Source organism: Halobacillus litoralis, from assembly GCF_009856415.1.
Classification (GTDB): Bacteria; Bacillota; Bacilli; order Bacillales; family Halobacillaceae; genus Halobacillus; species Halobacillus litoralis_C.
This window is the reverse complement of sequence record NZ_WMEZ01000002.1, coordinates 373,442-396,855: the sequence shown is the minus strand read 5'-3', so window position 1 is coordinate 396,855 and position 23,414 is coordinate 373,442. Positions and strand designations below refer to the sequence as shown.

At 40.7% G+C, this 23,414-nt stretch carries 17 protein-coding genes; 14 read left to right on the top strand and 3 right to left on the bottom strand.

Annotated features, from left to right (window positions below):
- Nucleotides 1–403: 403 nt before the first annotated feature.
- From GLV98_RS07545 to GLV98_RS07535, 3 genes are all read left to right on the top strand, one after another.
- Entirely contained in the window at nt 404–619 is a 216-nt protein-coding gene (locus tag GLV98_RS07545; protein WP_160913674.1) for a hypothetical protein, read from the top strand.
- 334 nt (nt 620–953) lie between these two features.
- Entirely contained in the window at nt 954–4,511 is a 3,558-nt protein-coding gene (locus GLV98_RS07540) for an S-layer homology domain-containing protein (RefSeq protein ID WP_160913672.1), read from the top strand.
- Nucleotides 4,512–4,735: 224 nt separating this feature from the next.
- Nucleotides 4,736–5,146 carry a lipoprotein gene (locus GLV98_RS07535; RefSeq protein WP_160913671.1) on the top strand — a complete coding sequence of 137 codons (411 nt, stop codon included), beginning with the start codon at nt 4,736–4,738 and terminating at the stop codon, nt 5,144–5,146.
- A 119-nt stretch (nt 5,147–5,265) separates the two neighbouring features.
- On the opposite strand, the gene GLV98_RS07530 is transcribed toward GLV98_RS07535, so the two are convergent.
- Nucleotides 5,266–6,471 (bottom strand): S-layer homology domain-containing protein, encoded by a 1,206-nt coding sequence (locus tag GLV98_RS07530; protein ID WP_160913668.1) that lies wholly within the window; start codon nt 6,469–6,471, stop codon nt 5,266–5,268.
- A 278-nt stretch (nt 6,472–6,749) separates the two neighbouring features.
- Here GLV98_RS07530 and GLV98_RS07525 point away from each other — a divergent pair, with 278 nt between their 5' ends.
- A complete protein-coding gene (locus tag GLV98_RS07525; protein WP_160913666.1) occupies nt 6,750–7,952 on the top strand; it encodes an ankyrin repeat domain-containing protein in 1,203 nt (400 codons plus the stop codon).
- 183 nt (nt 7,953–8,135) lie between these two features.
- Here the strand turns inward: GLV98_RS07525 and GLV98_RS07520 are convergent, their stop codons facing one another.
- Both GLV98_RS07520 and GLV98_RS07515 read right to left on the bottom strand, forming a co-directional pair.
- Nucleotides 8,136–10,145, bottom strand: coding sequence for an acyltransferase family protein (locus GLV98_RS07520; RefSeq protein ID WP_160913664.1), 2,010 nt, complete (start codon nt 10,143–10,145; stop codon nt 8,136–8,138).
- Between the two features lie 192 nt (nt 10,146–10,337).
- On the bottom strand, nt 10,338–10,661 hold the full coding sequence (locus tag GLV98_RS07515; protein WP_160913662.1) for a DUF2628 domain-containing protein: 324 nt from the start codon (nt 10,659–10,661) through the stop codon (nt 10,338–10,340).
- Nucleotides 10,662–10,933: 272 nt separating this feature from the next.
- Between GLV98_RS07515 and GLV98_RS07510 the strand changes: the two genes are divergently transcribed.
- From GLV98_RS07510 to GLV98_RS07465, 10 genes are all read left to right on the top strand, one after another.
- Nucleotides 10,934–12,352, top strand: a complete 1,419-nt coding sequence (locus GLV98_RS07510) for a YfcC family protein (protein WP_237417066.1) — start codon at nt 10,934–10,936, stop codon at nt 12,350–12,352.
- Nucleotides 12,353–12,668: 316 nt separating this feature from the next.
- Nucleotides 12,669–13,685 carry an oligopeptide/dipeptide ABC transporter ATP-binding protein gene (locus GLV98_RS07505; RefSeq protein WP_160913660.1) on the top strand — a complete coding sequence of 339 codons (1,017 nt, stop codon included), beginning with the start codon at nt 12,669–12,671 and terminating at the stop codon, nt 13,683–13,685.
- Nucleotides 13,639–14,664: an ABC transporter ATP-binding protein gene (locus GLV98_RS07500; RefSeq protein WP_160913658.1), complete on the top strand. Its 1,026-nt coding sequence runs from the start codon at nt 13,639–13,641 to the stop codon at nt 14,662–14,664. Before GLV98_RS07505 ends, GLV98_RS07500 begins: the two co-directional genes overlap by 47 nt.
- Before the next feature lies 1 nt (nt 14,665).
- Nucleotides 14,666–15,484 (top strand): IclR family transcriptional regulator, encoded by an 819-nt coding sequence (locus tag GLV98_RS07495; protein ID WP_160913656.1) that lies wholly within the window; start codon nt 14,666–14,668, stop codon nt 15,482–15,484.
- 3 nt (nt 15,485–15,487) lie between these two features.
- Complete coding sequence (locus GLV98_RS07490) at nt 15,488–17,050, top strand: ABC transporter substrate-binding protein (protein ID WP_160913654.1); 1,563 nt, start codon at nt 15,488–15,490, stop codon at nt 17,048–17,050.
- A gap of 67 nt (nt 17,051–17,117) precedes the next feature.
- Nucleotides 17,118–18,050, top strand: coding sequence for a nickel ABC transporter permease (gene nikB, locus GLV98_RS07485; RefSeq protein ID WP_160913652.1), 933 nt, complete (start codon nt 17,118–17,120; stop codon nt 18,048–18,050).
- Nucleotides 18,050–18,952 carry an ABC transporter permease gene (locus GLV98_RS07480; RefSeq protein ID WP_160913650.1) on the top strand — a complete coding sequence of 301 codons (903 nt, stop codon included), beginning with the start codon at nt 18,050–18,052 and terminating at the stop codon, nt 18,950–18,952. The genes nikB and GLV98_RS07480 overlap by 1 nt, the downstream gene beginning before the upstream one ends.
- Nucleotides 18,953–18,960: 8 nt before the next feature.
- Nucleotides 18,961–21,936: a M14 family metallopeptidase gene (locus GLV98_RS07475; protein ID WP_160913648.1), complete on the top strand. Its 2,976-nt coding sequence runs from the start codon at nt 18,961–18,963 to the stop codon at nt 21,934–21,936.
- Nucleotides 21,908–22,513 carry a pyroglutamyl-peptidase I gene (locus tag GLV98_RS07470; protein ID WP_160913646.1) on the top strand — a complete coding sequence of 202 codons (606 nt, stop codon included), beginning with the start codon at nt 21,908–21,910 and terminating at the stop codon, nt 22,511–22,513. Before GLV98_RS07475 ends, GLV98_RS07470 begins: the two co-directional genes overlap by 29 nt.
- Before the next feature lie 199 nt (nt 22,514–22,712).
- Nucleotides 22,713–23,165 carry a recombinase family protein gene (locus GLV98_RS07465; protein ID WP_160913644.1) on the top strand — a complete coding sequence of 151 codons (453 nt, stop codon included), beginning with the start codon at nt 22,713–22,715 and terminating at the stop codon, nt 23,163–23,165.
- Nucleotides 23,166–23,414: the final 249 nt, after the last annotated feature.

Here is a 23,414-nt window from a genome sequence, read left to right as displayed (position 1 = left end):
CTTTCGTTATTTGGTTAAGTGCCATGTTAGCAAGGGAAAGGATTGGTGTCAATGCATTTTATAGAAAAGTGTGAAAATTAATTTTATTTTGTGCCCTATCTTAAGTGTGTTAGAAAACGAAAGGATAGCTTAACATCAGTGGTTTTCGCTAGTTTTTCCGTGGCTTTTTCAATTTTATATGTTTATGTTTTTGAAAACTTATGCATTTGATTACCACCTAGTTTTATCCTCAATTGTAAAGTCGTTTTTTCTAGGGGAAGCAGGAATTTGGATGAATGGTGTAGTAAATATTTAGTACAGGAATTTATTTTTATTCTTGTCATCCTTGCTATTCCTAACATTAAACAGAACCTGAAGAAGGAATGCAGAAGTGAGAAAAGATATCAAATAAGGGGGCATACACATGGCAGAAGTATCTTCGATGAAACAGGCCGTTGATGTTTTACTTAAAAAGGGATTATCCAAGCGGGACATCCTAACCAATGTAGATAATAGCCACTTTCCGTTTGAGGATGAAGAAGTTGTGATGACTTTTATTGATCTACAAATCGAGTGTTCCTCTGATGATGAATTTAACAAGTTGGTCGAGTATTTATTTGGATTTAATTTGAATCAATAATAGATTTATTTAATTTCACCTCTTTGAGTGTCATGTAAGAGAGTGCAGACTTTTTGCTTAGTAAATGATAGTGTCTAACTTTAATTGTAAGATTGAACTAAAGGCTGGCGTAGTATCCTTCGTTTAAGATGGGTACTACGCCATTTTTCATTGTTTATTAAAGCATAATTAGATGAAGCTTAAATGTGGTTTTGAGTGGAAAACTTTCGTCATGTTTATTTAAAAATAATTAACAATTCATCAGGCTTTTATACTAAAATAAGGGGTGTGTAAATAATGTGAAATTACATAAAGAGAAGGTTTTTCTTCGTAAAAGAAAGAGGAGAGTGAGTGAATGTTATTTAAAAAAGGAAAAATAGAGCGAGTACTTGTGCTTGCCATTCTGGCGCTTATTGTCTCGCTGGGAAATCCGGAGGTTAGTTATGCGGGTTCGGATGTTACTCCACCAGTACTAAAGGAGTTAACTGTTTCAAAACAAGAGGCTACAGTGGGCGATGAAGTGAAAATCACTGCTGATGTGATTGATGATTTATCAGGTGTGAAAAGAGTCAGCATAAGGTATGACGCACCTGAAGGAACAGCAGAAAAGTACACAACTTTGAAATTAAATTCTGCCACTGGAAAATATGAAGGTAGTCTTGAAATTGGAAAATATGATGTCGCTGGACATTGGAAAATCGATTACTTATATGTATTAGATGAACAGGATAACCATTATTATTACAATAACTCATATGGTGGTGCAGAGTATAAAAAGGAAACTTCAGAGTATATAGACTTAAGTCCGTATGATGTATTGGTGTTTGGAACGGAAGAAGACAAAGAACCACCTAAGCTAGAAGAACTACAAGTAACCCCAAAAAATGTTACACAAATGGATGTTGTAAAGGTATCAGCTGATGTAAGTGACAATCTATCAGGTGTGAAAAGAGTCAGCATAAGGTATGACGCACCTGAAGGAACAGCAGAAAAGTACACAACTTTGAAATTGAATTCTGCCACTGGAAAATATGAAGGTAGTCTTGAAATTGGAAAATATGATGCCGCTGGACATTGGAAAATCGATTACTTATACGTATTAGATGAACAGGACAATCATTATTATTACAATAACTCATACGGTGGGGCAGAGTATAAAAAGGAAACTTCAGAGTATATAGATTTAAGTCCGTATGATGTAGTTGTGTCTGGAACGGAAGAAGACAAAGAGCCGCCTGAACTTGACGATCTTCAAGTAACCCCTACAAATGTGATAAGAGGGGAAATAGTAAAGGTGTCTGCTAATGTAAATGACAACCTATCAGGTGTGAAACGGGTCAGCATTAGGTACGACGCACCTGAGGGCACAGCAGAAAAGTACACAACTTTAAAATTAAATTCTACCACTGGAAGATATGAAGGAACCCTTGAAATTGGAGAGTATGATGTCGCAGGGCATTGGAAAATCGATTACTTATACGTATTGGATGAACAGGATAACCATTACTATTACAATAACTCATACGGTGGTGCAGAGTATAAGAAGGAAACCTCAGAGTATATAGATCTAAGCTCATATGATGTAGTCGTAGAAGAAACAGATAAGATCGCACCAATAACAAGCTTGGATATCACCTCTACCAATCCAATGAAGAATGAATGGTACCCTTCAAATGTTACAGCTTCTTTAAGCGCAACCGATGAAGAAGCCGGCATCAAAAAGGTCGAGTATCGTATAAATGAAGGAAATTGGATCGAATATACAGATGCCTTCGAAATCAGCCAGGAAGGCGAAGTTCAGCTTGATTACCGAAGCGTGGACCATGCTGGCAATATAGAGGAAATTCAAACCGAGATCATCAAAATAGATAAAACATCGCCGGTGACGACAACTTCTGAAATTCCTTCCGGCTGGGGTAATGAAGAAATAGAGCTATCCTTAACGGCTAGAGATGAATCTTCAGGTGTAAGTTCTATTGAGTATAGAATGAACGAAGGTGAGTGGACTGCCTACGATACACCTATTACGATCGATGAAGAAGGTAAACATGTCATTGAATATCGAAGTACAGATCAAGCTGGGAACCAGGAAGAAATTCAGACGGCCGATGTCAATCTTGATTTTGGATCCCCAGCAACTACAATGAGTTCCGTGAGTGATGAATGGCATAAATCCAATGTGGAAGTAACACTAAGTTCTTCAGATGGTTTGTCAGGCGTCTCAAGAACGGAATATAGAGTGAACGAAGAGGAATGGGCAACCTATGATACTTCTATTCTTGTTGAAGGAGAAGGAAGCAATAAAGTAGAATTCCGAAGCATCGATCATGCTGGAAACGTAGAAGCGACACAAAGCAAAGTGATCAAAGTAGACAAAACCGCACCAGTGACCACAGTTGAAGAAGTACCGACGGACTGGTCCAATCAGGATGTTGAGCTAACCTTATCGTCTTCTGATGAGTTGTCAGGCGTGTCTTCCATTGAATATAAAATCAATGATGGCGAGTGGAAAGACTATAGTGATCCTATTAAGTTAGATCAAGAAGGATCGACAACGATTGAATTTAGAAGTATTGATAACGTGGGTAATGTAGAAGGAATTCAAAATGAAACAATTAAATTGGACAAAACGGCACCAGTTACTTCAGTTAACGGAGTCCCTGAAAAATGGGCAAATAAAACGACTGAAATCACATTAACTTCTAAAGACCAATGGTCAGGTGTAGCTACGATTGAGTATAGAATGAACGAAGGGGAATGGACAGAGTATACCGGTCCGATTACCTTCCAGCAGCAGGGCGAAAATGTCATTGACTATCGCAGTGTCGATACAGCTGGGAACGTAGAAGAGTTTAAGAGTTTAACTGTGAAATATGACGATCATGCTCCACAAACATCGGCTGGTGATGTAGGCGACAAATGGCAAAACTCTGGAATAGAGATATCCTTGAGTTCCACTGATCCATTATCCGGAGTGGCTAAGACAGAATACCGAATCAATGAGGGAGAATGGAAAGAATATACTACTCCTGTGTTGATTGATGAAGAAGGCAGCCACACCCTTGATTATCGCAGTATCGATCATGCAGGAAATGAAGAAGAGGTTAAAAGCATCAATGTTAAATTGGATTCAACGGCTCCAGACACAGCCATGAGTACTGAAAAGCGAGATGGTGATATGGAGGTCACCCTGAGTTCTTCCGATGCACTGTCTGGAGTAAGCAAGACAGAATATCGAATCAATCAAGGAGAATGGAAGGAATATAACTCTGCAATTCTATTAAGCGAAGAAGGAACTCACACTGTCGACTATCGCACTATTGATTACGCAGGGAACGTGGAAGCAATCCAATCTACGGAGGTAACCATTGATAAGCCTTCCAATGATGTTACTTTTAAAGATATCCAAGGTCATTGGGCGGAAGACAAAATAAATTATCTAGTACAAAATAACTTATTAACGGGGTATAAAGACGGTACCTTCCAACCTGATGTAAATATAACGAGGGCTGAAGCAGCAACCGTTATTTCCAGAGAACTAGAGCTTGAGAAGATTGGATCTGACTTTACAGATGTTTCAGAAGATCACTGGGCGAGCGGGTACATTGGTGCTGCCGCCAAGGCCAATATCCTCTCAGGGTACAAGGATGGAACTTTTCACCCGAATGAAAATTTAAGCCGGGCAGAAATGGCAACCATCGTTTCAAGAGCCTATCAATTACAAGGTCAAACCGATATTTTCTCAGATACGAAAGGGCACTGGGCGGATTCCTATATTCAAACTCTGGCTGCCAATAATATAACGGTTGGGTACCCGGATGGTACCTTCAAACCGGAACAGGAAATTACGAGAGCTGAATTTGCCTCTTTTGTAGCGAGAGTTTTGGAAGAGAGCTTCAGAGTAACTGACTGACACTAATGAATCATCATAGAATCTGAGCATAGCAAACACCTTCAAAGTCTTAAAACGACTTTGAAGGTGTTTTTTAATAGCTGTTCTCCCATTAGAATAGGGTGGCGATTTGGAAAGGAATTCCTGGACTTTTTAGTGAATAAGTATAGGAGGTGGTTGTCCGTGTTAAATCTATTAATTATTGCTTCTCATTTATAAAAGAGGCATTTCCAGGAGGTAATGATATGATTAAAAAAATATTCTTTTACATATTAATCATTTTCGTTCTTAGTGCTTGTAGCCAACAGAGCGTATCAGAAGAAGATCATATCACACTAGAAGAGGTGAAAACCGCTATCACAGATCAAGGAATGGTTCTAGAGAAGGCAGACTTACCAAGCATCAATGCTTTCACTAGGGAGTTAAACGGTGTTTCGCCCAAAGCATATTTTATAGATGGTGATACACTTTCTATCTATGTATTTCCATCTACAGATGCAAGAAAAGAAGGAATGGATGATTTTGAAGAAAAATCAGCTGCAGCTGGAGTCGTTGAACACGAAAAATACATGCATAAAAACATCTTGGTATTTTATGAACTAGGAAATGAGGAAGTGGATAGTAAATTAAAGTCAGCAATAAATGGATTAGAGTAATCCTGTGATTTATTCAAGGTATCGGCACAGACCTACCCTGAAGCATTCGAAGTGATGAAATGGAAACAGCGTAGCATCCTATTTAGGGTGCTACGCTGTTTCTGTTGAGAAAGGGAATGTTAAGGACTGTAATAATAATCAGGATCATTCATGAAGCGGTCAAAGACATTCCATCCCTGTTGCTCTTTGACTTCATAGGTTGCTGTATTCGTGGCTGCTCCATTTTCAAAATTAATTTCCCAATCATTAATAAAGAATGACCAGGTTGAATTGTTATAAATAATGGTTTGGAAATGGTTTTCTTTTACATGCTTGATTCCGTCTTGTGCGAAGCAGAACATAGTGTTATCTGTATCCATAACTCCAATTCTATTCATCTCTCCATTTTTAGCATAGAATAATTGTCCACACGTCACATTGGAGCTCTGAACTTCTGTTGCAACTAATACATCAGGATTACTATCAAGCACATACAAATTTTGTTGTGATTCGTTGTATGTGAAGTTTCCGATGGCAACCTTTTGATTCATCGGCGCCGAGTCGCCTAGTTGTAATGTCATTTCATAATAGCCTGAATGGAGAACGTCCCCTTCGTTGGCTCCAGCCCAAGGCAAGTCATTGACCGTCGTTTCCTCATTATCTGCAAATACCCGAAGTTTATAAGAACGGTGAAGGCCGTCAAACGTTGTTTCCAATCGTGCAGGAGGACCTGGTACACGAAACTCCGGGTTGATGGTAGCACCTAACACTTTGGCAAATGCAGCACGCGTAATATCATTTCCTGGTTTGAATGTTCCATCCGTATATCCATTAATAATCCCTTTAGAATTTAAGTCTAAGATGCTTTCCTGTGCCCATGGGAATATATGATCATCAGTAAATCCATGAGGGTTTCCTTCACGATTGATGGAATATGCACGGTCTACAATGAGAGCCACTTCAGCTCGAGTTATGTATGCATTCGGTTTAAAAGTTTGGTCTGGATATCCAGAAATGATTCCTTTTTCATACGCGACACGAACCGCATCCGTATAATACTTGCCCTTTGGAACGTCCACAAATGGATTATTTTGTTGCGGAGCAGCTTCTGGATATAAGTCTTTGATCACCATTAAGGCTACTTGGCCCCGAGTCACTTCTTCCTTCGGTTTAAATGATCCATCGGGATAGCCGCTGATGATTTCATGATCGCTCAAATATAAGATCTCACTTTTGGCCCATGGTACCTGATCTAAATCCGGGTAAGATTCCGACGCGTTCACAGTGACCATCGGAATTGTAAGGAAAACATAGAGTACGAACATTGATGATAAGATTTTTTTCAAAGTAGATTCCTCCTTCTTTTCTAGGTCTTATTATAGTAGATAATTAGATTAAGTGGTAATTTTAACCTATATGAATAACAAAAGTCCCTTTAAGAGTAGGTTCTTTATGTTGACACTACAGCAAATTTGTTTCCTTAATATAGATTATTCATGATTCTTTATTATCTTTATACTTTCATTTGAATTTCTTAAATTTAGTCTAGATTAGACCCGATAAAAAGAATGGAAGGCTTTTTGCTTATCAATAAATGGAAGCTTGGATAAAGGGTGTGGATCAATTGAATATTAAAAAAGCAATTCAAAAAGAAAATATAAGTGAATGTATTCAGTACCTAGAGGATAATGTGGATGAGTTCCTTGCATCAGATTTGAAAAGTGATCCTTTGTATTTGTCCTTAGATTTAAGATCTTCATCTATCACGCAATGGTTATTAAAGGATAACTACCATATAAAATGCGATTATGATAAGCAATTGAGTTTATTAAAGAAAGCTGCTTTTATGGGGAATCATATTGTAGTCATGGAACTTCTAAAGACGAATTCTTTTTCACAGAATGATTTAACAGAGGTTTTGTATCAAGCTTCTGCTACGTGTGATGTTTTGATTGTTATTATTCTGCTGGAGAGCGGTGCCATTTTTAATGAGAATAATTTATCTCCATTAATTCAAGCGATTGACATGGATAATAGGGAGGTTGCTGCATTACTCCTTGATAAAATAGCTGACATACATAAGATTGACTCTGAGGGATTCTCACTTCTTCACCATGTCGCAGCTATAAGCCGGGACAAAGAACTTCTCCAATATCTAATCTACAGAGGTGCGGATGTAAATCAAAGGAACTCTTATCGGGAAACTCCTTTGATGCTCTGTTTATTCAGTCTTGAACTGGAGCATGAAAATGATTTTTTAGCATGCACTGAGGTACTTTTGAATGCAGGAGCGGATGTAAACCTTCAGGATAATGATGGGAACTCTGTACTGATGACTGCTTTTAAGTATAAAGACTACATCATAGATGGAAATGAGGTGATCATTGACTATATGAAAATGCTAGTCAAACACGGGGCTAACGTTAACCTAAGAAATGAAAATGGACAAACAGCAATGGATTTAGCTCAACAATATTACTTCGAAGAAGCTGTTGAATTCCTGAAAAAGTACGCGAATCCACTTGTTGTTCCCTCTATTCATACAACGGAAAGGAATAGCGCGCAATCCTCAGAGAATGATTATCCGAAAACTTCATTCCTAAGTGAAAGAGGGTATTCTACGAAAATAAGTAGGAAAAAGAGGTGGGAGATCCTACAAGCAGAGATATTAAATGAGTATCCTACACAACAAGTTATCAACAAATTATCAGAATTTATTCGCAGGTTCAAATCACAAAGAAATGGGGCAACGAAGTACTCAGAAGCCATTGCAGAATGGGAATATGATATTGATCGGATAAACCGTTATCACCATAGTTCTTACTGAACCCTTTGCTCCACATATGAATCTCCATCACATCAAATCATTAAAGAAATTGTTCATATAATAGCACCAATGATTTTTGTTGGTGCTATCTTTTTCATTTAAGGATAACTCTATAGAATGAGAATTCAATTATGCCGCAGGATAAAAAAAGCACCCCAAAAGAGGTGCTCAGTTCAGTATAGCTTAATTTCTATCATAAAAATGTTCGAGTGCCTCGCTTACTTTTTCCCCAACGAAAGGAGTCAGCGTTTCCGCATAAGTCCTCGTCAAATGGTGACCATCCTGATAAACCAATACGTTACCAATAATCGGTTTACAGACATCCTCTTCACAGAATTTATCCGTCAAGTCCGCATAGTACACACTATCCAAATCAAGTTTATCAATGTCGTCTGATAGATCCTCAAGATCGTCCTCTGTCGTACATTCTTTAGCATTGGCACCATGTTCATCAATACAAGTAGGAATATCAAATTCAGCTCTTGGATTGTCTTTTAAGGCAAACACGTTGATATCATGTTTTCCAAGTTCTTTCCATTGATCCACATAACCTTCAGGGATTCCTTCCCACTCTGTAGCATCGGCGGTTGTGTAAACAAGGTCAGGTTTCTTCTCAATCAATTCGTCCATGACACTTTCGTTCCACTCTGCACAAGTTTCCTGATCGAGTTCTGTCGTCAATAAATAAGACTCGCTGGAGAATCGGCAGGCACTACGTGTATAGTTCAGAATTTTGATATTTTCTTCATTCGCGTAGTTCTCTAATGGAGCCAGCCAGTGGGCACTATGGGAGCCTCCGACTAAGGCGATCGTATAATCTGGATTGTCGACTTCACCATATTCACACAGAATGACTTCGGACTCTTCCATACCTTGGTGGCACCCATCATCATAACTTTTTGGAGTTTCTTCTTTTGCCTGTAAAACACTAGGTGCGAAAGGTTCATCTGAATGAAACTCGTCATCGGATGCCATAACTAAAGCACCTGGGTAATCATCGCTATTAGAGATTTCCACACTGGCAGATGCAAATTGTGCATCCTTCACGTACCAAGACCAGGAGCCATTTAAAATTACAACTGGAACGGCAATGGCTACTAGTATGAATGCTAACTTTGGTTTCGATTGTATTTTTTTGTTTCTGATAGGCTTTTCAAATAGATTCGTAGTCACATAGGACAACACGACGGCCAACCCGATAATCAATAAACCGTGTGTGATGGGAACCGTGTCATTACCAATGATGTTGAAATATAAGATTAATAGCGGCCAATGCCATAGGTAGAAACCGTATGAAATTCCACCGAACCGAACCAATGGTTTCGCACTTAACAGATGGTGTGCTCCAAATTTCCCACCACCATTACCAGCAATCAAGATCAACACCGCTGACAGAACCGGCCATAAAGCCGCATATCCAGGGAAAACAGTCGATACTTGTAGGAGCAGACCACAGCTTACTAGTCCGAATAAACCCAACCAGCCAATGACTAGATTTGTAGATTTATTCAAGGAGATGTTGGCTATGACTAGAGAGAGGATGCCCCCCGCTGCAAATTCCCAAGCCCTAGCGAATGTATCAAAGTAAGCCCATGGTTGATTCACTGAAGTCTTATAGACGGAATAGCTGATGGACACAACACAGATCACGATCAACGTATAGAATAAAGCGTTTCTTGTTTTCATGTTTAATTTCTTTGCGATTGCTATGGATGTGAGCAATACTAAGGTCCAAATAATATAAAACTGAAACTGGGTACTCATGGCCCAAAAATGCTGCACGGGGCTGGCGACGTTATTTTGCGCCAAATAATCCACCGAGTTGCTGGCCAGCTGCCAATTCTCAAAATAGACCAAAGAAGCGGCGACTTCCTGAATAATTGATGACCATTGAGACTGAGGTAGGAAATAAAAACTAGTAATAATCACAAAGACTAGTACTGAGAATGCTATTGGAAATAATCTTTTTCCCAGTTTTAGAAGAAAGCCCAATATATCTATTTTCCCTGTTCTTTCAAACATATTTAAAAGAGAGATTGTTATTAAAAATCCGGATACGACGAAGAATACATCGACACCACCTGAAACATTACCTAACCAGATATGGTAAACAGCGACTAATATCGCAGCTATCGCTCGTAATCCTTCTATCTCCGGCCTGAATTTTCTTTTCTTTTCTTTATATAGATTCATATAAAGCCTCCGTTTAATGTTGAATACCGTTACACATTTTACCATAGAACGTGGGTTGGATGTTATCCCTCATCGAGGTTTTTATCTTAGTCAGTTTCTATAAAAAAGAAGAAGAGGGAGGCATGATCGCTTCCCTCTTCTTCTTTTATTCATTATGTAGCTTTTAATGGTTCAGGATACAACCCGAGCCTATTAAGCTCCTTTGGCAACAGGTGAGATAATCTCCTGTTGTTCTAATGTTGTTTGATCGCTTTCAGTCGCAGGACGATATCCCTTCTCCAGCAACCCTTTGATGTAGATCTTGTTATAAACAAAAGAAAAAATAATTCCAGGGATCCAAGCACCAATTCCAAGGGTGAAAATGCCGGCAAGTATGGCAGTAACAAACATGATCACGGCCCACTTTAAATCTCCTCTAATAAGAGCAGGAATAAAACCGAAAAAGAAAGTAGTCCAACTGAATCCTACTTTTACCTCTTTGACGACTCCTGCATCATTCTTTAATTTGACATTCATAATTACACCTCCATTCAATTAGTTCCACGACTATTATACTAGAAAATGAAGATGAGTATATCTTTTTTTGTCAATTTATGAAAAATTTCTTTATATTTCCTTAAAAGTATTCTTTTCAGGGGGTTATGGTCCCTAGGAACATTCTACTAAAATGCTACTTGTAGACGTACAAAGAGTATTGGTGAAAAAGACTGAATTTTGAGATTATAAAGGAACTATAGTATAATTTCCTAATATTTCAAATGGGAGAATTTTAGGAGGTATGTCATTAAATGAGTTTGCCTGAAAAAGCACCAGAAGTTTCTAGTAATCATAAGAAGAAGTGGGAAATGCCGGATACATACGTGATTCTGTTTGCTGTCTTACTAACAGCGGTCATCGCTACATACATCGTTCCCTCCGGATCATTTGAAAGAGAGACGATTGATGGGGTGGAGCGAGTCGTTCCGAATACATATGCAAGCGTTGAGGGAGAGCCGGCCGGGTTTATGGATATTTTCTTAGCATTGCAGGAAGGAATGGTCCAGTCTGGTGGATTGATCTTCCTCGTTCTTTTCGCCGGAGGTGCTTTTGAGGTCATTGAGCGGTCGGGTGCCATTAAGGGAGGTATCTTGCGTGCTGTAGATAAAACGAAAGGGAAAGAGTTTTGGCTGATTGCCATTGTTTCTGTTTTATTCGCTCTAGGCGGTGCGGTTGGTGCGGTAGCAAACTCTGTCATCCCATTTGTTGCGATTGGTGTGATTATTGCTAGAGCGTTGAAACTTGATGCGATTGTAGCGGTTTCCATTACGTTTGGAGCCACGTTTGCCGGCTTTAACGTAGGATTTTTGAATCCATATACGGTAGGAATTGCACAGTCGATCGCAGACCTTCCTTTATTTTCGGGGATGGCTTTGAGAATCATCGCTTTTGTAGTGATTGTAGGGGTAACGATTCTTTACACATGGAGGTACGCGAAACGAATCCTTCATGATCCATCAAGAAGCTTGATCGGTGTATTAGATGAAAAGGATGCTTCCCATGATGAACTGCAAGCCCCTTTTACAGCCAGACATAAATGGATACTTTCCTTTGTTGCTGTTGCCCTGGCCTTCTTCATCTTTGCAACGATCCAATACAAATGGACGATCAACCATATGGCTGCATTTTTCATTATTATTGGTATTGTTTCAGGAATCATCGCCGGAATGAATTACAATAAGATTGCTCTGACCTTCCTTGATGGGTGTCAAAAACTTGTGTATGGCGCACTTATCATTGGTGTCGCCCGTGCCATTCTGATTGTCATGGAGAATGCCAACATTCTCGATACAGCTGTTCATGCTTTATCTGTTCCTTTGGAAGGACTTTCTCCTGTGATGGCAGCCCTTGGTATGTTTGTGGCTAATGGTGTCATGAACTTCCTCATCCCTTCTGGAAGCGGGCAGGCCATGATCGCTATGCCGATTCTATCGCCGCTGGCTGACATGATCGGCGTTACCCGTCAGGTCGCCGTGCAGGCTTATCAGTTTGGTGATGGATTTACGAACAGCATATTCCCAACATCAGGGCCGCTCATGGCGAGTCTTGCTGTAGCTGGAGTGCCCTGGATTAAGTGGGCGAAATGGATGCTGCCGTTGTTATTGATTTGGACAGTGATTGCTGTCATTATGCTTACGGTTGGCGTGTTGATTAGTTGGGGACCAGTGTAAGAGAAACTGATCTATTAAACTCATAATATTGTTGAAGCGATTTAAGCGTAGGGAAATAGGCTCCTACGCTTTTTTTATGACTTTGAAGCTCCTCATATTTCAACAAATTTACAAAAAAGGTTTTTCATTCTAATAAATTTTACAACAAATTTTTATGTCTCCTTTTCCCTATGACTAAAGGAAAGTTAGAAATTTTCACCCAGGAGAACTAGTTTTTATACTTTTTCAAAGGTTGATAATTTTCTGACCATTATGTATTATATGGTTAATCCAGGAAATGAAATAGCGTTTCAAATAATGAAATGGAGGGGTGGTCGTGTCCAAAGTCCTTGATGTAAAAGACTTAGAAGTGTCGGTGAAAATCGATAACGAAAGAAGAAACATCGTTAATAAGGTTTCTTTCTCTGTAAACAAAGGGGAGACCCTTGGAATTGTAGGAGAATCAGGTTGTGGAAAGAGTATGACGTCTCTGTCTATTATGGATCTTTTACCGCAAGCACTATCGGTGACAGGTGGTTCCTTAACGCTTAATGGAGAAGAGTTGACCAAGTTATCGAAGAATGCATACAGAAAAAAGCGTGGAAAAGAAATGGCGATGATTTTCCAGGAGCCGATGACTTCTCTTAATCCCGTTTATACAATTGGCTTCCAAATCGTTGAGCTAGTGCGTAATCATACGAAAAAAACGAAGAAGGAAGCGTATGACCGTGCGTTACATATGCTGAAGTTGGTTGGAATACCTCGCGCGGAGCAAGTGCTGCATGAATATCCGCACCAGTTATCCGGTGGTATGAGGCAAAGGGTCATGATTGCGATGGCTTTATCTTGTAATCCTGGGCTGTTGATTGCCGATGAGCCGACAACCGCTTTGGACGTTACTATTCAGGCGCAAATCTTAAGGCTCATGCAGTCCCTGCAAGATGAGATGAATATGTCGATTGTGATGATTACTCATGATTTAGGTGTCGTAGCGGAAACTTGTGACCGTGTCATCGTGATGTATGCAGGGGAAGTGGTCGAAGAAGCGACTGTAGAAGAGCTCTTTGAATCACCAAAACACCCTTATACCAAGGGATTAGTCGATTCTGTTCCAAATATGGACAAGGATGAAGAGTATTTGTCTTCCATCAGCGGAACCGTGCCGACACCTGAGCAAATGCCAACAGGATGCCGATTTGCTCCACGTTGTAAGCATGCATTTGAAGCTTGTCATCAGACACCTCCATTGTTCGATGTCAATGAACAATCGAAAAGCCGTTGCTGGCTCTATCATGAGGATGTTTCAAATGTTCAAGAAGGGAGGAAGGAAGTTGGCGCAGGAAACCATTCTTGAAGTGAAAAATCTTAAAAAGTACTTTCCAATCAAGGGAGGAATCTTCGGTAAGAAGACGTTGAATCAAGTCAAAGCCGTGGACGATGTCTCCTTTCATGTGAATAAAGGGGAGACCCTTGGAATTGTCGGTGAATCAGGCTGTGGGAAAAGTACAACAGGCAAGACCATTCTACAGTTGATTGAGGCGACAGATGGAGAAGTCTTGTTTAAAGGCAAAGATATCACGAAGGCCTCTAAACAGGAAATGAAAAATCTACGTAGAGAAATACAAATCATTTTTCAGGATCCTTTCGCTTCCCTTAATCCAAGGATGAAAGTGGGAGAAATCATTGAAGAGCCACTGATTAACTTTGGATTGTATGAAGGAAAAAAAGCGAGAAGAGAACGTGTGCTTGAACTGATGGATCAGGTAGGGTTAAGACCTGAACAAATCGACCGTCACCCTCATGAATTTAGTGGTGGACAGCGGCAAAGGATTGGGATAGCAAGAGCTTTAGCTTGTGAACCAAGCATCATCATTGCCGATGAACCCGTCTCAGCATTGGATGTTTCCATACAGTCTCAAGTATTGAATCTGCTGCGTGATTTACAAAAGGAATTGGGTCTAACCTACATATTTATATCTCACGACTTGAGTGTTGTTAAACATTTTTGCAACCGTATCGGAGTCATGTATCTCGGACGAATGGTGGAAATGGCTGGGAAGCACGAACTCTATGACCGCCCGCTTCATCCCTATGCAGAAGCGTTGTTATCTGCTGTTCCTGTGATGGATCCGAAGCGTAAGAAAAAAGATATCATCTTAGAAGGAGATGTACCAAGTCCTTCGGATCCACCTAAAGGGTGTGCCTTTCATCCTCGCTGTCCAATGAAAATGGACATCTGTTCTGAAGTCCGGCCTCAGCTGGAAAACCAAAATGGACGGTTTGTAGCCTGTCATTTATATGATCAGCCTACAGAACCAGAACGGACCGGATAGGATGAGTAAAACATTATCAAAAGCACTTCAACTTCTAAGATTTTTCACAGAAGAAACGCCTTATTGGAGGCTCGATAAAATATCTGAGGCATCCGATCTGCCGAAAGCGACTGTCTACCGCTTAATGAAGACGCTTGAGGAAGAAGGTTTTATTCAAAGAGTAAGTTTTTATCAGAATGGTGTATTTATCGATGGAGAAATGTATCAGTTAGGCACACGTCTGATTGAACTTGGACACATGGTTTCGAGTCAGTTCGAGATCCGTGGCCTTGCACTTCCGCATATGAGGAAGCTGCAGCAGGAGTTCGGAGAATCCGTCCAGCTCATTATCATGGATCAAGATGAGGCCATTTATATCGAAAAAGTTGAAAGTGATAAACCTGTCCGCTTATATACGAAAATCGGGAGAAGAGCTCCTCTCTACGCAGGGGCCTGTCCTCGTACGCTGTTATCCTTTTTACCTGACCATGAGATTCAACGAATTCTGCAGCAGGAGAAGGAGAAAAAGAAGTACGCCTCTCAAACGATGATCGATGACGAGGTCATTATGGAAAAGGTAAAAGAAACTCGGAAATGTGGATATAGCTACAGTCAATCTGAACTTGAAGAAGGAACGGCATCTGTAGGGACGCCGATATTTGACCGGTTCGGAGAGATTGCAGCTGGAATTAGTGTGGCTGGATTTGCTTCGACTGTCACACCAGATCAGGCGGAAAGATATGCATCACGGATGTGGGGGATTTGCGAGACACTTTCAAAGCAACTAGGTTTTTCAGAACCTTATCCATATGAATCAAAAATTACAAAAATGGGGGAGTAGTAAATGAAGAAAGCAAGATGGAGTTTCATGTTATTATTTGTTGTTCTATTGCTGGCTGCCTGCAGTTCGGACTCTGAAGAAACGAGTGCCGAAAATGCAAGCGAGATTGAAGTGGAAGGAAGAGAAAATGAATTAGTGGTAGGCGTTCCTGGGGATCCACAGAACTGGGACCCGATCGATACATTCTTGCTGGATTGGAGTACGGTTGCAACATCTGTATTTGAGGGGCTTGTAGATCGTAACTTGGACCTTGAACTACAGCCGGGTCTAGCTGAAAGCTGGGAGTATGTAGACGATAAAACCCTTCAATTCAAGCTTCGTGAAGGAGTGACGTTCCATAATGGAGAACCTTTCAACGCGGACGCGGTTAAGTTTACATTTGATCGTTTGCTCGGTGAAGAAGGTGCACAAGGACCACAGCAAGCGAACTATACGTCCATTGATAATGTAGAAGTGGTGGATGAGTACACCGTTAATTTCAACTTAAATGAAAAGGATCCGGTCCTTTTGACGAAACTTGCTGGTTATGGCGCCGTAATTGTTCCTCCGAAGTATATTGAAGAAAATGGGGATGAACATTTCAATACAAACCCTGTAGGTACAGGACCATTCAAAATGACTTCTTATGAACAGGATAGCAAAGCTGTGCTTGAGAAGAATGAAGACTACTGGAAAGACGGCGTTCCCAAACTTAATAAAGTGACTTTCCGTTTCATTCCTGAGGCGTCCACACGTCTGGCAGAATTGCAAACAGGTGAAATTGATGTCATGAAGCGTGTTGAAATTAGTCAGGTTGAATCTTTGAAGGATCATCCTTCTCTTTCTATTCAAGAGGTGGGAACACCAACAGTTTATTCTTTGCGTTTCAATACGGAGAAAGAACCTTTTGACGATAAGCGTGTAAGACAAGCAGTTAACTATGCCATTGATAAAGATGCCATCATTGAGGAAATCCTGGGTGGGTACGGAGAGAAAATCAGCACGTTCCAAAGTGAGCTTTCTTTTGGTAACAACCCTGATCTGAAGCCATATCCATATGATCCTGAAAAAGCGAAGCAACTCCTTGAAGAAGCTGGTGTCGCTGAAGGAACGGAAGTAGACATTTATATTCCTGGTAACGATGGAAACTTCAAAGAGATTACTCAAGTCGTATCCTATTACCTTGAAGAAGTCGGCTTGAAAGCGAACATTGAAAGTGTCGATAGCAACACCTTGATTTCTGACCTTATTCCAAGTGGCGAAGCTGGTCATATGTACCGTCAAGGTTGGGGCGGATGGACGCTCGACTTTGATAATACAGCGTATCTTATGTACCACGAAGGAGAACACTGGAACCCTTCTTTCTATGATGAAGAAGTAGAGAAGCTGTTGGAAGCAGAACGTACAACGGTGGATCAGGAAAAACGTGAAGAAATCTTCATGAAGCTGACAGAGCGTTTGCATGAACTGGCTCCTGAAGCGAACCTTTACTCTGAAGTTGCTCTTTATGCTGTCCATGATCGTGTGAAGAATTTCCAACCACCTCACGAAGATCGTATGCGTTTAGAAGAAGTAACCGTCGAATAGTTGGAATGGAAGAAGGCAGGAAGCAACCTGTCTTCTTCTATATCATTGATTGATAGGAGGGGACGTTGTGTTACAGTTCATTATTCGGCGTCTATTACATAGTGTATTAGTTCTCTTAGCCATCTCCGTTATTATCTTCTTTAGTATCCGACTGACGGGCGATCCAGTAACTGTCATGTTTGCTGCTGGTGAACCTTCACCGGAAGCCATTGAAAGCGTGAGAGAAAACCTTGGTCTGGATGAACCTTTACCTGTCCAGTATTTAGTATTTTTGAAAAATCTAGCAACCTTTGATCTGGGGGAGTCATTCAGGACAGGCTTACCGGTGACTGACATGGTCGTAGACAAAATGGGAGCCACCTTGCTTCTAGCATTCGGCGGTGTTTTTGTTGCCATGCTGATCGCTTTTCCTGTAGGGATTCTGTCAGCAGTGAAAAGAGGAACAGCGGTAGACTTCTTTGGTCGTATCTTCTCACTCATCGGCATATCCTTTCCGAACTTCTGGCTCGGTATTATGCTGATTTTGATCTTTTCTGTGAACCTTCAATGGCTGCCGGCTTCGGGTTATGACGGAATCGAATATTTGATTCTGCCTTCCATTGCGCTTGGTATGATTCTATCAGGTATTCTTGCTAGGTTAGTCCGATCTTCCATGCTTGAAAACTTATCGCAACAATATGTTTCCACCGCCCGTTCCAAAGGATTGAAAGAATGGGTCGTTATCATGCGTCACACCTTCCGTAACGCTTTGATCCCAACCATTACATTTCTCGGTATTCAATTCGGATCGCTGTTAGGCGGGACCGTAATCATTGAACAAGTCTTTTCCTGGCCAGGTGTCGGTCGTATGATCATTGATGCGATTAACCAGCGGGACTATCCCGTCATTCAGGGTGGCGTCATCATGCTTGCGATGATCATGGTCTTAGTTAACTTACTCGTTGATATCAGCTATAGTCTGATCGATCCGAGAATTAAAGCGGGAGGTGGCAATAGCTGATGGAACCTGCAGTCTATGAACAAGAAGAACAAGTGCAACAGACGAAACCGAAGAAAAAGTTTCGTCCTGGTCTATTCCTGCTGAAGAATGCGTCCGGAATGTTCGGACTTCTTCTCGTTATCATCAGTGTATCCTGTGCTTTATTCGCTCCTTGGATAGCTCCCATGGATCCGACGGAAGCTCAATTGACTTCTAGGCTTGCTCCACCCTCTATATCAGGGGCTGATACAGAACACCTATTAGGTGCTGATCAGATCGGACGTGATTTATTCAGCCGAATCATTTATGGGGCAAGGATCTCCTTAATGGTTGGATTCTTTGGTGTTCTTTTAGCGATGGTGGTAGGAACAATTCTTGGATTGATTTCAGGGTATGTTGGTAAATGGATGGATGATCTTATCATGCGTCTGGCTGATATTCAGCTCGCCTTCCCATTTATCTTGTTTGCCATCATTATTATGAGTGTACTGGGTACTGGCATTTGGAAGATTGTCATCATTTTAGGGCTGACTTATTGGGTCGGCTTCGCCCGTCTGATCCGGGGGCAGGTCATGTCGCTGAAAGAACTGGAATATATCCAGGCTGCAAAAGCGGTTGGCGGCTCTCATCTACGGATCATCGGAAAACACATTTTCCCTAATGTGGTGTCTTCCATTCTCGTGTTAGGTACGCTTTTCATTGCTGAGTTTATCCTACTCGAAGCTTCGCTGACTTTCTTAGGTTTAGGCGTTGACCCGACGATTCCTTCCTGGGGAGGCATGTTATCCGATAGTCGTAACTATATCAGTTCAGCTTGGTGGACCGCGACATTCCCAGGTATTGCGATTATGATTACTGTACTAGGATTCAATTTATTTGGCGATTGGCTTCGGGATAAGTTTGATCCAAACCTTGATGTGTAGGTGATAAAATGAATGATTTAAGAAATCTTTGGGAACCAGGCTATCTTGTTACTGACCGAAATCATGACGGGGTTCCAGATCACATCAACGTCAATCTTCAATTGCCTGAAGGATTCACTCCTTCAGGTCTTATTGATTTTTGTGCCCGTCTTGGTTTTGAAACGACCGCGTTGACTTTTGAATTTTTAAACGGAAATCAGCAACCAGACTATAAGATGGACTTTGTTAAGGATGAAACGATCACAGCATTGAAACTCCACCCAGAAACGAAGCAATTAACTTTCCACTATAGGTCTGAGGAGGAATCAAGTCGCTTCCTTCAATTTCTTGCTTGCGAGTGGCCAGTTGCTGATATGGAGAAAAGACCAGTGGAAGTCATTTATTTTTGTGAGGAAGAATGGTGGGTTGGAAAAGGAAAGAGGACTCCTGTTACTTTTCCTGAATCTGTTGAAAACCATGTGAATCATACAAATGAGATTCAGAGTCTCACAGAGCTTTGGGAATATGATGCCTTTTTTAGTGATTCGACACCCATTCCTACTCAAAAACAATCCATGTCCATTCATGTTGATAAAAGTATTTCCCAGGAAATTTTCCTCGATATTTGTTATGGGGCAGCCAGAATAGGGATGTCCTCAACGGCTTTACAATTGCCACTGACAAACGTGGAGAATGCCGATGTTTTACTTCTAATCGAAAATCAGAACAAAGAACAATCTGAAATCACTTTAGACGGTAATAGAATAAAGGTCCAAGGGAAAGGAAGCTCCTTACGTCATGCTGTCCGTTATTTACTGCACGACAAGCACTGGCGGGAAGGGGGCGCGGTTTCGTTTTGGGAACGACCGGATTTGCAATCAACTTCAGAAGAGTTTGTCGTTTCAGATTTAATATGGGAAGGTGAACGCGAAACGGATGTTTGTTTAGATCTTGTTCGAAAACATCATTCAAGTGAAGCAGATGAAGTGACTATCTTCTTATCCGAACCTTTATCTGAAAGAAAGAAAATCAGGAATAAAGTTCAAAAAATGACCGGTGCAGAAAAGGTGAATGTTTACTCTTCCTTTAAACCGATTGTCAGTGTAGTGATGGAAGAGTGGATAGAAAGTTTGAAGAATGTAGTTTCAGAAATTGGTCACATCAAATTTGTCTGTAAAGAAGAAATGAATGAAGATGGATGTGAGTTACCTATCCGCTGGATCCAGGAGCTTTATCCTTTGGATGAATGGCTTGGAGAAGAACTTTCCTTACATAAAGATGTCGTTATCTTTGAACTTGATGGTTCGCAAGAACCTCAGGTTAACATGGAAGTCTATGATAAAAGCGGAGGAGTGATTTTTGAGAAATCGATTCTCGTCCCTATCGATTCTATGAACTACGTAGATGGTAATAAACGAGTGTATCCTGTTTCAAACGAGATTCGCTGGATGGTAGGAGGCGAAGTATGTAAACAGAAAGCTTTTGCTACCGACCGTCAAAATTTTTATTACTTTTATCAGACACGCGTTTTAGACTCCTTTTTGAATGAATTAAAACTGAACGAAGGTCAGCCATTATTCGACCGAATTGAAATCGATGTTGAAATGAGTGAGCCAGAGGAGAAGCTTTCTGTTGAGCACGAGCGTATTTCTTCATTGGAAGCACTACATGAAGATTTGTATTTTAATACGCTCCACTTCTTTGATATTCATGACAAAGATCAGGATTTCCCAGGCGGGGTTTACCCTTTTATGAATGTCAGGGAAGGGTCGAGACCAAAAGCTCATATTAAAATTTATCAAACGGAAAACATTGGACTTAAGCAGGGTGCTGTCATCGGTCTCACTTTTCAGGACAGTCACCCCTATCCAACTGGACTCGCCAAGGACATTAATGGTGTGATAAGAACGGAGAAGATCTCCGTCCCTCCAAGTTCTATCAACGTAGGTAAACATGTGTTAAAAAGTAAGAGTGCCTCTTTTACATGGATACCTGAGCAATCTTACAAGGGGAAATGGATCCCCGTTTATGAATGGTACACAGAAACCGATGAAACCTATTTATCTCGGAAGAAACTTTCTGCTTATAAGCCCACCATTCTCATAGAAACCGGACACCATGCGAATGAGGTGTCCAGTCGTCCCGCCGTCATCGAACTTATGGATGATTTATCAGAGAACGGAAGTGTTGATCATTTGAACATCGTTGCCATACCTAATGCCAACCCTGATGGGGATATCATTCACAAGAAAATGACAAGGGAGAACTCAGAATGGAAACACCATGCAGCACGGTATAATGCTGTCGGACTGGAGTACGCGGAACACCGTTATCAATCTACTCCATTCGGGGAAGCACGAGTTGTTCCTGACCTTATGCATCGCTGGGTTCCTGATGTTGTGATTGATAATCACGGGATTCCGGCTCATGAATGGATTCAGCCTTTTGCTGGGTATAACAGTCCTCCTCGTTTTCCGAAGTCGTATTGGCTTCCCAATGCTTTGATTTATGGTATTGGACGAAAATTAGTGGGAGCAACATATGAAAAACAGAGGGATTTATTAGAACGAATTCAACATCATATGATGGTTAAGGTCCAAGGAACCATACTTGAAGAGAAAAACCAGGAATGGATGGATCGGTATAAAAAGTACGGCCACCAATGGCTCCCTGATATCTTCCCTGTAGAACAAACGGGATCTTTATTGTTTTTCACATGGGAGACTCATCCAGACTCTGAATCTCATGTAGCGATTTCGAGATTTCCAGACTGGGTCAGTGCAGATCTAACATCTGAGGCCGCAGACGAAACGGTGTATGGGGAGGACTTGAAGTTATGTATAGAAGCACAAAAAGTATTTAATCAATCGATCTTAGAAGTAATCTCTGAAAAACAATCGTTATCCAAATATCAAGAAGGTGGATATCACATCATTGAAAGAAAAAGACCTCTATCCATGAAAGGAGAAACAGCAAATGAAAACACTTTTACTCACAGGATTTGAACCATTTCTCGACTTCCCAATTAACCCGACACATCAAATTGTAGAGGAACTGAAAGGGAAAGAGTTGAATGGATATCGTATCGAAGGAAGGATTCTTTCCGTCGATTATAACAAGTCCGGCCGTGAAATTTTAGAGCATATCAATGACGGCGAACCGGATGCAGTCATCTCACTCGGGCTTGCTGCCGGACGTTACAAAATGACACCTGAGCGGATTGCCATCAACTGTAACGAAAGCAATGAAAAGGATAACGAAGGGAACACACCTGATGGGGATCCTATCCAAGAAGAGGGACCGGATGGGTTGTTTTCTACTCTGCCAATAAAGAGCTTTGTTGAAGACTTACAATCAAAAGGGTATCCGGCTGAGGTTTCAAATACTGCTGGGACTTACTTATGTAACCATGTGATGTATCAAGCGCTTTATCATTTTCATGTGAACCATAAACAGGTTCCTTCTGGCTTTGTTCATATTCCTGCTTCTCACGAGCTGGCGGTTCAGCATGGAAAACTGCCAAGCTGGTCACAGAAAGATTTGACTGAAGCCGTCAAACATATTATTCAATTGATGCCCTAAGTGTTAGATAGAGTCTGGTTGAAGACCAGGCTCTTTTTTTATGAGCATGATTAGAAAGACCCATAAGTCTAGTTTGTAGTGAATATATGAGAGGTTTAAGAGGCCATACTAGCATATGAATCCAGATTGTTGGATGCATATGCTTTTTTGTGCGTCTTTCATTCTTTCATCACTATACTGAACGGGATGTGGGCAAGGGATGGGAAGTGTTTTCTGTTATTACAGGAAGTCTATTGATTTTGGAAACTCACGGACTCCAGTCGAGCGCATTATCCACCAGGATAAGGTGTTGTTTGATTACTGTTCAGCTAATAACTTGATTGTTACTAAAAGGTTCAGTGATTTAGGGTATTTAGGGTCACCATTTCAACGCCCTGAATTACTACAAATAAGAAAAATAATAGAAAAACCTAAGAATAGAGCCGATTTACTCCTATTTTATAGTATTGCAGGTTTGAGAACTGAGATGAAATCGAATGCTAAGTTGCTTTTAGAAGTGGTAGACATCTTAGGGAAGGTGCATTTTTATAGAGAAGAGTTGACGCTGGATTATAAGAGGTTCGAGCTATATTTAATGGGAGCAGCGGAAGTGGAATTAGATATCCAAGGACAAGCATGGAAAACATTCATTGATAAGAAAGAAGAAGCCTGACCATTTATTGTCTCTGAAAAATTTAAGAAAAGTAAGGGGATTATTTATAGGCGTGATATCTATTCATTTAATCGTATTATCTTTTTCTGTGAGCTCCCTCTTGCTTTCGTTGAGAGGGAGTTTTCTTGTTGGAACATTATGACGTCTCGGTTTTTAACTTCACGAATGCAGATAGACGCCCCTTAACCCTTAGTTAGTTTTAGGTAGGGGTAATTATTTTTAGAATATCATTGATCAGTATAGATAAAG

What these genes read in the sequence shown, in the direction of transcription:
- GLV98_RS07515 (WP_160913662.1), bottom strand. Translation starts at nt 10,661, where the DNA reads ATGAATGTCAAATTAAAGAATGATGCAGGAGTCGTCAAAGAGGTAAAA.
- GLV98_RS07495 (WP_160913656.1), top strand. Translation starts at nt 14,666, where the DNA reads ATGAGTAAAACATTATCAAAAGCACTTCAACTTCTAAGATTTTTCACA.
- GLV98_RS07500 (WP_160913658.1), top strand. Translation starts at nt 13,639, where the DNA reads ATGTTCAAGAAGGGAGGAAGGAAGTTGGCGCAGGAAACCATTCTTGAA.
- GLV98_RS07475 (WP_160913648.1), top strand. Translation starts at nt 18,961, where the DNA reads ATGAATGATTTAAGAAATCTTTGGGAACCAGGCTATCTTGTTACTGAC.
- GLV98_RS07535 (WP_160913671.1), top strand. Translation starts at nt 4,736, where the DNA reads ATGATTAAAAAAATATTCTTTTACATATTAATCATTTTCGTTCTTAGT.
- GLV98_RS07520 (WP_160913664.1), bottom strand. Translation starts at nt 10,145, where the DNA reads ATGAATCTATATAAAGAAAAGAAAAGAAAATTCAGGCCGGAGATAGAA.
- GLV98_RS07540 (WP_160913672.1), top strand. Translation starts at nt 954, where the DNA reads ATGTTATTTAAAAAAGGAAAAATAGAGCGAGTACTTGTGCTTGCCATT.
- GLV98_RS07465 (WP_160913644.1), top strand. Translation starts at nt 22,713, where the DNA reads ATGGGAAGTGTTTTCTGTTATTACAGGAAGTCTATTGATTTTGGAAAC.
- GLV98_RS07510 (WP_237417066.1), top strand. Translation starts at nt 10,934, where the DNA reads ATGAGTTTGCCTGAAAAAGCACCAGAAGTTTCTAGTAATCATAAGAAG.
- GLV98_RS07545 (WP_160913674.1), top strand. Translation starts at nt 404, where the DNA reads ATGGCAGAAGTATCTTCGATGAAACAGGCCGTTGATGTTTTACTTAAA.
- GLV98_RS07480 (WP_160913650.1), top strand. Translation starts at nt 18,050, where the DNA reads ATGGAACCTGCAGTCTATGAACAAGAAGAACAAGTGCAACAGACGAAA.
- GLV98_RS07470 (WP_160913646.1), top strand. Translation starts at nt 21,908, where the DNA reads ATGAAAACACTTTTACTCACAGGATTTGAACCATTTCTCGACTTCCCA.
- GLV98_RS07490 (WP_160913654.1), top strand. Translation starts at nt 15,488, where the DNA reads ATGAAGAAAGCAAGATGGAGTTTCATGTTATTATTTGTTGTTCTATTG.